Raw genomic sequence first — 11,087 nt, 5'->3', positions numbered from 1 at the left:
TCCTTAGACGTTGAGGCCCGAGAAGCCCATGAAGGCCAGGGCCAGCAGGCTGATGGTGATGAAGGCGATCGGCGCGCCGGTGAACGCGGCGGGCACCTGCGCAAGCGCGATGCGCTCGCGCAGCCCGGCAAAGATCAGCAGCACCAGGGTGAAGCCGAGCGCCGAGCCGAAGCCGTAGAGCAAGCTCTTGAAGAGCCCGAACTGCTGCTCGACGTTGAGCAGGGCGACGCCGAGGACGGCGCAGTTGGTGGTGATCAGCGGCAGATAGATGCCCAGCGACTGGTAGAGCGCGGGCGAGCGCTTGCGGACGAACATCTCGGTGAATTGCACCACCGAGGCAATCACCAGAATGAAGGTGAGAATGCGCAGGTAGCCCAGCCCCAGCGGCTGCAGCAGCCAGTTGTCGAGCATCCATGAGGCGGCCGAGGCGAGCGTCAGCACGAAGGTGGTGGCCATTCCCATCCCCAAGGCACTGTCGGTGCTTTTCGACACGCCCATCACCGGGCACAAGCCGAGAAACTTGATCAGTACGACGTTGTTGACCAGTGCCGTGCTCAGCAGCAGGAGGAGGATTTCCTTCATGACATTCCACGCTCGGGGTGTTGCATACCGCATTGCACAAGACGTGCCAGTGCCCGGCGGCGACGCCATCGCCCTGACGTTGCGCTGGTTTTGGCGCCTGCGCCCCAGAAAGGTGCGTGGGCGCGGCGCTTTTTTGTGGCAAATCCGACAAAGACTGCGTGGGATTTGCCCCAGTATTTCCCCCTTGTGGCCAGAACGCCCGTGTGTTGCGGTGCGGCATGAAACCTGCTTCGACTCAGGCATCGCCGATGCGAGGAGTCCGACACATGACGGCTGCGACACAAGGAAAAGCCCTTCAGCCCGGCGTGGAGGTGGAGTTGCCGCCCGAGGTCTACCGGCAGGCCGTAGACCAGGCCGACATCGCCATCTCCATCACCGACCCGAAGGCCAACATCCTGTTTGCCAACGAGGCGTTCGTCCGCATCACCGGCTATGAAGCGGCCGAGGTCGTGGGACGCAACGAGTCGTTGCTGTCCAACCACACCACGCCGCCGGCGCTCTATCGCGACATGTGGGCGCACCTGGGCGAGCGGCGCGCGTGGACCGGGCGGGTGCTCAACAAGCGCAAGAACGGCGAGCTGTACCTGGCGGATCTGGCGATTTCGCCGGTGGTCAACTCGGCGGGCAAGGTGACCCACTTCCTCGGGATCCACCGTGACGTGACCGAACTGCACCGGCTCGAACGGATCGTGCGCAACCAGAAAAAGCTCATCGAGTCGGCCGTCGATGCCGCGCCGGTCGCGCTGGTGCTGCTCGACCAGAACGGCCGCGTGATGCTCGACAATCAGGCCTACAAGAAGCTGGTGTCCGATCTGGGCGTCAGCGAGCCGGCGGAACACCTGCTCGACGCCACACGGCCCGACTGGCGCACCGCGCTGGCGGCCACCGAGCCGGGCACGGCATTGTTCATCAACAGCGAAACGCGGGTCGATCGCCACGGCGGCGGGGCGCGCTGGCTGTCGATCACGGCGTCGGTGATCGAGATGCAGAGCGACTGCGCTGACACCTACTTCTGTGTCAGTAGCATGAGCGGACTGCTGCTGGTCATCGCCGACGTTACCCGCGTGCATGAGGAGCGCGAGCGCGCCCGTGCCGCCGCGCTCAAGGTGACGCTCATCGACGAGGAGCGAACTGCGGCCATTCGCGAGGGGCTGTCGGCGGCGGTGTTCCGCATGGATGAGCCGCTCAACATGATGCGCTCGGCGGTGGCCGTGCTGCGCCGGCGCGACCCGGCTGCCGCCAGCGTGCTGGACGAGGCGCTGACCGCCAGTCGCGAACATCTGGACCAGTTGCGCCAGGTGATCCCGCCCGCGCTGCCCGAGATCATGGTCAGCGTGAACCTCAACGAGATCCTGCGCGACGTGCTCGAGGTGAGCACGTCGCGGCTGCTGGCCGCCGGCATTACCGTGGATTGGCGGCCGGCGGCGACCTTGCCGGCGATTGCCGGCCGGCCGTTGCAACTGCGCACGATGTTCAAGGCGCTCGTCGACAACGCGATCGAGGCCATGAACATCAAGGGCTGGGTGCGGCGCGAGCTGTCGATCACCAGCGGCACGGCCGACGAGCGCATCGTGGTGTGCGTGCTCGATACCGGCCCCGGCGTGACGGACGAGGTTCGCCAGCACGCTTTCGAGCCCTTCTTTTCCGCCAAGGCGGGTGGCGGACGCCATCTGGGCACCGGCCTGTCGCGTGCGTTGCATGTCGTCGCCGACCACGGTGGCATCATCGATCTGAATCCGCGCCCGCAAGGCGGCTGCGCGGCGATCGTGGAACTACGCATCGATGGCGACCCGATCTGAAGCGGAGGGTGGGCGGCTCATGCACGATCATGCCAAAGCCCATCTCGACCTGAACCCGGCCACCGGCTTCTGCCGCGCCCACGAGCTCAATCACCTGTTGCTGGGCGCCCTGTATGCGGTCAGCCGGGCGCTGAGTCGATCGCTGGATTTCGGCGGTACGCTCAGCGAAGTGCTGCGCGTGCTTGCCGAGGAGGCGGAGCTCAGGCACGGCCTGATCGCCGTGGTCGACGCTGACAGCGGCGATCTGGTGGCGCATGCCGCCCACTTGCCGGAGGCGGAAGTGCTGCCGGACATCCGCTATGCATCGGGGGAAGGGGTGCTCGGCCGGATTCTCGACAAGCCGCGTACCGTCAAGCTGGTGCGCGTGGCCGATGAACCGCGCTTCCTGAACCGTCTTGGGGTCTATGCGCCCGAACTGCCCTTCATCGCCGTGCCGATCCGTATCGGCAGCGACCTCAAGGGCGTGCTGGCCGTGCAACCCGAGGCGCCCGACGAGGGCCTGCTCGACGAGCGCGTGCAGTTCGTCGAAATGGTTGCCAATCTGATCGGTCAGAACCTGCGCCTGGCCACCGAGGTCGAGCAGGAGAAGAGCCATCTGCGCGAAGAGCGCGATGCCCTGCGCCGCACCGTGCGTCACCAGCATGGTTTTGACAGCATGGTCGGCCATTCGGCGCTGATGCGCCGCGTGTTCGATCAGGCGCGTCAGGTCGCCAAATGGAACACCATCGTGCTCATCCGCGGCGAGACCGGTACCGGCAAGGAGTTGATCGCCAACGCCATCCACTACAACTCCCCGCGGGCACGCAATCCGATGGTGCGGCTCAACTGCGCGGCGCTGCCGGAGAACCTGCTCGAGTCGGAGCTGTTCGGTCACGAGCGGGGCGCATTTACCGGCGCGGTCGAAAGCCGCAAGGGCCGCTTCGAGCAGGCCCATGGAGGCACGCTGTTTCTCGACGAGATCGGCGAGATCTCGCCCGCCTTCCAGGCCAAGCTGTTGCGCGTATTGCAGGAGGGAGAGTTCGAGCGCGTGGGTGGCAGCCGCTCGATCAAGGTGGATGTGCGCGTGATTGCCGCCACTCACCGCGACCTCGAAAGCGCCGTGGAGAGCGGCGACTTCCGCGAAGACCTGTTCTACCGACTGAACGTGATGCCGCTGTTTCTGCCGCCGCTGCGTGAGCGGATTGAAGACATTCCCGATATCGCCCGCCACCTGCTGGGCAAGATCGGCACCGATCAGCAGCGCCGCCTGAGTCTGAGCGACATGGCGATCCGTCGCCTCGCCAAGCATGCCTGGCCGGGCAATGTGCGTGAGCTGGAAAACTGCCTGGAGCGCGCCGCGGTGCTGTCCGAGGATGGCAACATCGACGTGGATCTGATCCAGTTCTCCGTGATCCGCGAGCGTGGGCTCGGCCGCGCTCCCGCGCTCGCCGGGACGTCGTCGCCAGCGCCCGGTCAAGCCCCGGTGGCGGATCTCGACGACCCCGCCTTGTCCGAGCGCGAGCGCGTCGTCGTGGCGCTGGAGCAGGCCGGCTGGGTGCAGGCCAAGGCGGCCCGCCTGCTGAACATGACGCCACGCCAGATCGCCTATCGCATCCAGACACTGGGCATCGAGGTGAAGCAGTTCTGAGGCAGGGCGGGTGGGCCCTGCGGCCCGCCGCTGTCTGACGTCTGCCACCGTTTGTCGCAAAGGCGACAGACCGCCGATCCGGCAAGTTGCTGATTCAAAGCGACTTTCAATCTGGCACTTCCCTTGCAATGCCTGCGTTGTCCCACAGGAGAACGTTATGGCAAAACCGAAGAAACATGTCCTGGTCTGCGTCCAGGGGCGCCCGCCGGGGCATCCGCGCGGGTCTTGTCAGGACAAGGGCTGCGCTCAGGTGTGGCAGCAGTTTTCGGACGCCTTTGCCGCCCGCAAGCTGTGGGAGTCGGGGTTGCAACTGACTCACACCAGCTGTCTCGGCCCCTGTCATCTGGGGGCGAGCGTGCTGGTCTACCCCGAGGGCGTGATGTACACCGGCGTGCAGCCCGACGATGTGGCCATGCTGATCGACCAGCACCTGCTGAACGACACACCGGTCGAACGCTTATTGGCGCCGGCAGAGGTGTGGGCATGAGCGGGCGGATCTTGGGCGCAGCCCGGTACGCGGCGGGTGAGCGGGTGTTTGCTGCCGAAGACATCGTGAACGACGGCGGTATGCCGGGCCTGGCCGAAGACGCCGTGATTGCCCCGGCCGGTACGTGCGGGATGGTGGTCCAGTCCGGGCATGCCGAACTGGACCCTTCGCAGACGGTGTACCTGGTGCGCTTCGAGAATGGGCCGGAGGGTGCGCTCGGCGATCCGGTGGGGGTCTTGCCGGAGGAACTGAGCCAACACTGGCCAGCGCGTTGAGCGATCCCGGTCGGCCGCGGGCTTGTGTCATATGCGACAAAAACCCGACAAGCCGCCGCAAACAGCGCCGCAACATGCTGATTTTCAGCGAATTCACTTCTGGCACAACGATTGCTGCAGTGCAATCAACTGCCCATCAGGAAGGAGAGGCATCGTGGAACTGCCGGTCATCAGCAATGCTCCAAGCGGCGCCCAGGGAGGCGGTTGCGCATCCAGCGGGTGCGGTACCGCACCCGACGCCCTGTCGCATCTGCCCGATCACATCCGCGCCAAGGTGCAGGACCATCCCTGTTATTCCGAAGAGGCCCACCACTACTTCGCCCGCATGCACGTGGCGGTGGCGCCGGCCTGCAACATCCAGTGCAACTACTGCAACCGCAAGTACGACTGTTCGAACGAATCGCGTCCGGGTGTGGTGTCGGAGCTGCTGACCCCTGACCAGGCGATCCGCAAGATCAAGGCGGTGGCGGCACAGATTCCGCAGATGACGGTGCTGGGCATCGCCGGCCCCGGGGACCCCCTCGCCAACCCGGCGCGCACCTTCGAGACCTTCCGCATGCTCTCGGCGCAGACGCCCGACATCAAGCTGTGCGTGTCCACCAACGGGCTGAACCTGCCCCAGTACGCGGACGAGATCGCCAAGCACAACATCGATCACGTGACCATCACCATCAACTGTGTGGCCCCGGAGATCGGCGCCAAGATCTATCCGTGGATCTACTGGGAGAACAAGCGCATCCGCGGTATCGAAGGCGCGAAGATCCTCATCGAGCAACAGCAGAAGGGCCTGGAGGCGCTGACTTCGCGCGGCATCCTGGTGAAGGTCAATTCGGTGATGATCCCGGGCGTGAACGACGCGCACCTCAAGGAAGTGTCGAAGATCGTCAAGGCCAAGGGCGCCTTCCTGCACAACGTGATGCCGCTCATCGCCGAGGCCGAGCACGGCACCTACTACGGCCTCATGGCACAGCGCGGCCCCACCGACGAAGAGCTGCAGGCGCTGCAGGACGAGTGCTCGGGCGACATGTCGATGATGCGCCACTGCCGCCAGTGCCGTGCCGACGCGGTCGGCCTGCTGGGCGAGGATCGCGGCGACGAGTTCACCCTCGACAAGATCGACGTCATGGACGTGGATTACGAGGCCGCGATGGCACGGCGCAAGGTGGTGCACGACGACATCCTCAGCAAGCTGGAAGCCGACCGGGCCGCCAAGAACACCAAGGTACCGGTGCATCTGTCCATCGCGGCCGATGCCCGGCCGGTGCTGATGGCGGTGGCCGGCAAGGGCGGCGTGGTGGCCGAGCACTTCGGTCATGCCAGGGAGTTCCTCATCTACGAGGCCTCACCCGACGGCGTGCGCTTCATCGGTCACCGCAAGACCGAGCTGTACTGCGCCGGCCTGGATACCTGTGGCGAGGGAGGCGTGGCCACCGAGGACGAACCCGAATCGGTGCTCGAGCGCAACATCAAGACCCTGTCGGGCTGCGAAGTCGTGCTCTGTTCCAAGATCGGTTACGAGCCCTGGGGCATGCTCGAAGCGGCGGGCATCGCGCCCAACGGTGAGCACGCCATGGCGCCGATCGAGGACGCCGTGATGGCGGTGTACAAGGAAATGTTCGACGCCGGCAGGCTTGCTGCGCCGGTGGCGGCGGGCAAGGCCGCCTGAGGAGAGCGACATGGCATTGCAAATCACCGCCCAATGCGTCAATTGCTGGGCCTGTTACGACGTCTGCCCCAACGACGCCATCTATGACGACAAGCCGCACTTTCTCATCGACGACGACAAGTGCACCGAGTGCCTGGGCGACCACCCGGACCCGCAGTGCGCCGCCATCTGCCCGATCGAATGCGCCATCGTCGATGAGCTGGGCGAGGCCCTGAATCCCCCCGGATCGCTCACCAACATCCCGATCGAGAAGCTGCACGCGCTCGGGCTGGTGCCGCCGGAGTTTGCTTGATCCCGAAGGGGGAATACGCCATGGCCCACGTCATCTTCTTCGAAAAGCCCGGCTGCGCAGGCAATGCGCAACAAAAGGCACTGCTCGCAGCGGCGGGCCACACCCTAGAGGTGCGCAGCCTGCTGGCCGAGCCGTGGACCGCGGACAGCCTGAGCGCCTTCCTCGCCCCCCTGCCGGTGAGCGAGTGGTTCAACCGCAGCGCACCGGCCGTGCGCGATGGCGCCATCGTGCCCGAGCGGCTCGACGCCGCGCAGGCCATGGCCTTGCTGCTCGAAGACCCCCTGCTCATCCGCCGCCCGTTGATGGCGGTCGACGGCACCCGCCTGGTCGGTTTCGACACCTTCGCGGTCGATGCCTGGATCGGGCTGGTCGACGTGGCGGTGCCCGAACGCAACATGGAAGGCTGCGTCAAGGGCGATGTGCCGCACGCGGCCTGCCCCGATCCCAAGGGGGCGACCCATGGCTGATCGGGGGCTGTCCGACGACGCCGTCGAGCTGGCCCCGGGCGTCCACTGGGTGGGCGCCCTCGACCCGCATCTGCGCAGCTTCGACATCATCCTCAAGACCGCCAACGGCACCAGCTACAACAGCTACGTGGTGCGTGGCGAACAAGGCGTGGCTGTGATCGACACGGTGAAGGAGAACTACGCCGAGGTGTTCTTCCGCCGGCTCGAATCGGTGGCCCGCTATGACGAGATCTCCACCCTCGTGCTCAACCACCTCGAGCCCGATCACAGCGGCGCATTGCCCGAACTGCTGCGCCGCGCCCCGCAGGCCAAGGTGTATCTGTCCACCCGCGCGCAGATGATGCTCAAGGCCCTGCTCAAGCCGCCCATGAGCGATCTGCCCGACTACACGCCGGTGAGCACCGGCGACGAGGTGGACCTGGGCGGGCGCACGCTGCGCTTCCTGCACACGCCCTACCTGCACTGGCCGGACACCCAATGTACCTACCTGGTCGAGGACGGCTTTCTGTTCTCCGGCGACGTGTTCGGCTGCCACTTCTGCGATGCGCGCCTGTTCAACGATCAAGCCGGCGACTTCCGCTTCTCGTTCGAGTACTACTACGCGCACATCATGCGGCCCTTCCGCGAGCATGTACTCGATGCGCTGGCCCTGATCGAACCGCTCGCCATCCACCTCATCGCGCCGGCCCACGGCCCCATCCTGCGCCACCGCCCGCGCGACTACGTGCATCGCTACCGCGAGCTGGCCACGCCGCGCCTGACCAACGAGGCGCGCAGCGAAAAGACCCTGGTGGTGTTTTACCTCTCCGCCTACGGCAACACCCGGCGCATGGCCGAATGCCTGGCCGAAGGCGCCGAGCGCGTCGGCGGGGTGCGCGTCTCGCTGTACGACCTCGAAGGCGGCGAACCCGATGTGTTCTGCGATCTGGTCGAGGAGGCCGACGGCCTCGCCTTCGGCAGCCCCACCATCAACGCCGATGCGGTCAAGCCCATCTGGGATCTGCTCTCCTCGCTTACCTCCGTCAACGTCAAGGGCAAGCTCGGCGTCGCCTTCGGCTCCTACGGCTGGAGCGGCGAGGCCGTGCGCCTGATCGAGGACCGCCTGCGCGGGCTCAAGCTGCGCGTGCCGGTCGACGGCCTGCGCGTCAAGCTGGTGCCCGACCACGACGAGCTGGACGCCTGCCGGGCGCTGGGCCAGGACGTGGCGCGCCACCTCACCGGCACGGTCGAACACCGCGCCATCGACATGTCGGCGCTGGTCGGATGAAGACGCACGATGCTCGCAAGCACGTAGGTCGGAAAAGCGAAGCGCCTTCCGACACCGCAAGCTCACGACGGCCCCAAACGTCGGATGGCGCTTCGCTTATCCGACCTACCCCCCCATTCCATTCCCCGCGAGCCTGAGGCCCCCCATGCCCAAAGCCAAAGTCACCTTCGAAGACATCGGCGTCACCGTCACCGTACCGGCCGGCACCCGCCTGATCGAGGTGTCCGAGCGCGTCGGTGCCGGCATCACCTACGGTTGCCGCGAGGGCGAGTGCTGCACCTGTCTGACGAAGATCGTCTCCGGCGGCGAACACCTGGCCAACCCGTCGGTGCTCGAAGACCAGGTGCTCAAGGACAACCTCGCCCCCCGCGGCCACCGACTCGCCTGCCAGGCGCAGGTCCTCGGCGGCGACATCACCGTGCGCCCCGGCTGATCACTACCCGACAACCGCAACAGAGAGTCCCTCGAACCATCAAGATTTGGAGGTTTTGTCATGTCACTCGTGACTTTCAGCAGCACCCTGCACAAGGACAAGACGGTCTATGCCGTCGCCGGCAGCCACACCCAGACCATCCTGGCGCTGGCCAAGGAGCACCACATCCCCATCGACTTCGGCTGCGGCGAAGGCGACTGCGGCACCTGTCTGGTCAAGGTCTCCTCGGTGGACGGCAAGCGCCGGCCCATGGGCGGCCCGCTGAACGTGCGCGAAGTGGCGGTGCTCAAGGAGATGGGCCGGATCACCCAGGAAGAGATCGACAAAATGTATGTGGACGACATCCCGCCCAACCACTGGCGTCTGGCCTGCCAGATGATCGTGCGCGGCGGCGAAGACCTGCTGGTCGAATACCCCAGCAAATGACCGCGACCGCTGCCCGCCGCCAAGCGCCGCGGGCAGCACCCCACCGGAGGGCTGCGCCATGAACGCCACCGACCCCATCGCCATGCGTGCCAATCTGCATGCCGAGCTGCTGCGCCGACCGGTCGACACCGCCGTCGCCCAAGACCCCAACCGGCGCGTCTTTGCCAGCATGGTCGCCGGCCAGAGCGCCGGCTTCGGCTGTCTGCCGGCCGACCTCGGCCTGGGCACGGTTGCCTTCGTGCGTATGCTCAACCACTTCTTCCCCGGCCCGGTGCCGCGCACCCTGGGCCGCGAAGTCGAAGACATTCCCGAGTGGGAGGATCTGCAAAAGCTGTTGCTCACGCACCGCGCCAACCAACATCGTGCCGAGCTATGGATGGCCGACATCGTCGCCACCGCCTGCGCCGGACGCGACCACCTGTGGCAGGACCTCGGCCTGGCGGATCGCGGCGAACTGTCCCTCCTGCTCACGCACAACTTCCCGGCGCTGGCCGGGCAGAACAGCGGCGACATGAAGTGGAAGAAGTTCCTCTACCGCCAGTTCTGCGCGGCCGAAGGCATTTACGTGTGCCCCGCGCCGTCCTGCGGCGAGTGCGCGGACTACGCCAAGTGCTTCGGACCTGAAGCGTGAAGGCTCAAGTGGACGCTGACCAACGCTGGCCGGATGAATCCGGCCCTACGAATGCCGCCGAAGCCTACCCACGCGTAAGGCCGGATTCATCCGGCCGCCGACGGTGGATAGGCGCATGACCGATCACCTCCCCCTTCAAGGGGGAGGCCGGGAGGGGGATGGGGTGCCGTTGCGTGCGCTCCCGGCCTCAACACGGTCCATCGGATAAATGTCCACGCACCCGACAGCTCCGGGCAGACACCCTGACACCTTGCGCGACCGCGCCGTCGGCGCCTATCTCGGCCTGGCGGTCGGCGATGCGCTGGGCGCTACGGTCGAGTTCATGACGCCACGCGAGATCGCAGACCGATACGGCGTGCACAAGCACATCGTCGGCGGCGGTTGGTTGAAGCTCAAGGCCGGCGCGGTCACCGACGACACCACCATGACCCTCGCGCTCGGCGAGGCCATTCTCGCCCATGACGGCCAGGTGGTGCCCGAGGCCTGCGCCCGCGCCTTCGACGCCTGGATGCGCGCCAAGCCGGTGGACATCGGCAACACCGTGCGCCGCAACCTCATCGCCTGGCGACGTACCGGCGACCCGGTCGCACCCGAATCCGAACACGATGCCGGCAACGGCGCCGCCATGCGCCTGCTGCCGGTGGCCCTGGCCACCTTTGGCCTGCCGCCTGAGGCCATTGCCGCGGCCAATCGCGCCCAGGCGCATGTCACCCATCACAACCGGCTGTCCGACGCCGCCTGCGAGTGCCTCATTGCGCTCATCCATGCCGGCCTTGCCGGTCGGCCGACAGACGCCCTTCGCGCCATCGACATGTTGTTCACCCGCCACCCGGTATTCGTGCCGCCCGAGCGGCGTGTCGACAATCCGAGCGCTTACATCGTCGACACCGTGCACGCCGTGGTGCAGACCCTGGGCGAACACGACGATTTCGAAGCGGGGTTGGTGGACGTGGTCAATCGCGGCGGCGACGCCGACACCACCGGTGCCATCGTCGGCATGCTGATGGGGGCGCGCATCGGCCGCCGTGGCATTCCCCAACGCTGGCTTGCCGCGCTCGACCCGGCGACCCACGCCGCTTGTCGCCTGCAGGCCATCCGCCTGGCATCGTGCGTGTCGCGGCGCTAAGCCCACCCG

The 11,087-nt window shown here is 66.4% G+C and carries 13 protein-coding genes; 12 read left to right on the top strand and 1 reads right to left on the bottom strand.

What is annotated here, in order from left to right:
* Window positions 1-3 precede the first annotated feature (3 nt).
* Complete coding sequence (rsxA, locus tag I8J34_RS05025; RefSeq protein ID WP_214360289.1) at window positions 4-582, bottom strand: electron transport complex subunit RsxA; 579 nt, start codon at window positions 580-582, stop codon at window positions 4-6.
* A gap of 266 nt (window positions 583-848) precedes the next feature.
* Between rsxA and nifL the strand changes: the two genes are divergently transcribed.
* The 12 genes from nifL (at window position 849) to draG (ending at window position 11,078) form a co-directional block, all read left to right on the top strand.
* Window positions 849-2,381 carry a nitrogen fixation negative regulator NifL gene (nifL, locus tag I8J34_RS05020; RefSeq protein WP_214360288.1) on the top strand — a complete coding sequence of 511 codons (1,533 nt, stop codon included), beginning with the start codon at window positions 849-851 and terminating at the stop codon, window positions 2,379-2,381.
* Window positions 2,382-2,400: 19 nt separating this feature from the next.
* On the top strand, window positions 2,401-4,008 hold the full coding sequence (nifA, locus tag I8J34_RS05015) for a nif-specific transcriptional activator NifA (RefSeq protein ID WP_214360287.1): 1,608 nt from the start codon (window positions 2,401-2,403) through the stop codon (window positions 4,006-4,008).
* 157 nt (window positions 4,009-4,165) lie between these two features.
* Complete coding sequence (locus I8J34_RS05010) at window positions 4,166-4,495, top strand: (2Fe-2S) ferredoxin domain-containing protein (RefSeq protein WP_214360286.1); 330 nt, start codon at window positions 4,166-4,168, stop codon at window positions 4,493-4,495.
* Complete coding sequence (locus I8J34_RS05005) at window positions 4,492-4,770, top strand: nitrogen fixation protein NifZ (protein ID WP_230411714.1); 279 nt, start codon at window positions 4,492-4,494, stop codon at window positions 4,768-4,770. Before I8J34_RS05010 ends, I8J34_RS05005 begins: the two co-directional genes overlap by 4 nt.
* A 154-nt stretch (window positions 4,771-4,924) precedes the next feature.
* A complete protein-coding gene (gene nifB, locus I8J34_RS05000) occupies window positions 4,925-6,436 on the top strand; it encodes a nitrogenase cofactor biosynthesis protein NifB (RefSeq protein WP_214360285.1) in 1,512 nt (503 codons plus the stop codon).
* 10 nt (window positions 6,437-6,446) lie between these two features.
* Window positions 6,447-6,728: a 4Fe-4S dicluster domain-containing protein gene (locus I8J34_RS04995; protein WP_214360284.1), complete on the top strand. Its 282-nt coding sequence runs from the start codon at window positions 6,447-6,449 to the stop codon at window positions 6,726-6,728.
* Between the two features lie 20 nt (window positions 6,729-6,748).
* Window positions 6,749-7,195 carry an ArsC/Spx/MgsR family protein gene (locus tag I8J34_RS04990; RefSeq protein ID WP_214360283.1) on the top strand — a complete coding sequence of 149 codons (447 nt, stop codon included), beginning with the start codon at window positions 6,749-6,751 and terminating at the stop codon, window positions 7,193-7,195.
* Window positions 7,188-8,462: an FprA family A-type flavoprotein gene (locus I8J34_RS04985; protein ID WP_214360282.1), complete on the top strand. Its 1,275-nt coding sequence runs from the start codon at window positions 7,188-7,190 to the stop codon at window positions 8,460-8,462. The genes I8J34_RS04990 and I8J34_RS04985 overlap by 8 nt, the downstream gene beginning before the upstream one ends.
* Window positions 8,463-8,607: 145 nt before the next feature.
* Window positions 8,608-8,895 (top strand): 2Fe-2S iron-sulfur cluster-binding protein, encoded by a 288-nt coding sequence (locus I8J34_RS04980; protein ID WP_214360281.1) that lies wholly within the window; start codon window positions 8,608-8,610, stop codon window positions 8,893-8,895.
* A 60-nt stretch (window positions 8,896-8,955) separates the two neighbouring features.
* Complete coding sequence (locus tag I8J34_RS04975; RefSeq protein ID WP_214360280.1) at window positions 8,956-9,321, top strand: 2Fe-2S iron-sulfur cluster-binding protein; 366 nt, start codon at window positions 8,956-8,958, stop codon at window positions 9,319-9,321.
* A 58-nt stretch (window positions 9,322-9,379) separates the two neighbouring features.
* Window positions 9,380-9,952 (top strand): nitrogen fixation protein NifQ, encoded by a 573-nt coding sequence (locus I8J34_RS04970; RefSeq protein WP_214360279.1) that lies wholly within the window; start codon window positions 9,380-9,382, stop codon window positions 9,950-9,952.
* Window positions 9,953-10,202: 250 nt separating this feature from the next.
* Complete coding sequence (gene draG, locus I8J34_RS04965) at window positions 10,203-11,078, top strand: ADP-ribosyl-[dinitrogen reductase] hydrolase (protein WP_230411713.1); 876 nt, start codon at window positions 10,203-10,205, stop codon at window positions 11,076-11,078.
* Window positions 11,079-11,087 lie beyond the last annotated feature (9 nt).

This window comes from Denitromonas iodatirespirans (genome assembly GCF_018524365.1).
Classification (GTDB): domain Bacteria; phylum Pseudomonadota; class Gammaproteobacteria; order Burkholderiales; family Rhodocyclaceae; genus Nitrogeniibacter; species Nitrogeniibacter iodatirespirans.
Note: the sequence above shows the minus strand (reverse complement) of the source record. Positions and strands in the feature narration are given on the sequence as shown.

Excerpts from the sequence above, each read along its gene's own strand:
- I8J34_RS04995 (WP_214360284.1), top strand. The coding sequence starts at position 6,447 with ATGGCATTGCAAATCACCGCCCAATGCGTCAATTGCTGGGCCTGTTAC.
- I8J34_RS04970 (WP_214360279.1), top strand. The coding sequence starts at position 9,380 with ATGAACGCCACCGACCCCATCGCCATGCGTGCCAATCTGCATGCCGAG.
- rsxA (WP_214360289.1), bottom strand. The coding sequence starts at position 582 with ATGAAGGAAATCCTCCTCCTGCTGCTGAGCACGGCACTGGTCAACAAC.
- I8J34_RS05005 (WP_230411714.1), top strand. The coding sequence starts at position 4,492 with ATGAGCGGGCGGATCTTGGGCGCAGCCCGGTACGCGGCGGGTGAGCGG.
- I8J34_RS05010 (WP_214360286.1), top strand. The coding sequence starts at position 4,166 with ATGGCAAAACCGAAGAAACATGTCCTGGTCTGCGTCCAGGGGCGCCCG.
- I8J34_RS04985 (WP_214360282.1), top strand. The coding sequence starts at position 7,188 with ATGGCTGATCGGGGGCTGTCCGACGACGCCGTCGAGCTGGCCCCGGGC.
- nifA (WP_214360287.1), top strand. The coding sequence starts at position 2,401 with ATGCACGATCATGCCAAAGCCCATCTCGACCTGAACCCGGCCACCGGC.
- I8J34_RS04975 (WP_214360280.1), top strand. The coding sequence starts at position 8,956 with ATGTCACTCGTGACTTTCAGCAGCACCCTGCACAAGGACAAGACGGTC.
- I8J34_RS04980 (WP_214360281.1), top strand. The coding sequence starts at position 8,608 with ATGCCCAAAGCCAAAGTCACCTTCGAAGACATCGGCGTCACCGTCACC.
- I8J34_RS04990 (WP_214360283.1), top strand. The coding sequence starts at position 6,749 with ATGGCCCACGTCATCTTCTTCGAAAAGCCCGGCTGCGCAGGCAATGCG.
- nifL (WP_214360288.1), top strand. The coding sequence starts at position 849 with ATGACGGCTGCGACACAAGGAAAAGCCCTTCAGCCCGGCGTGGAGGTG.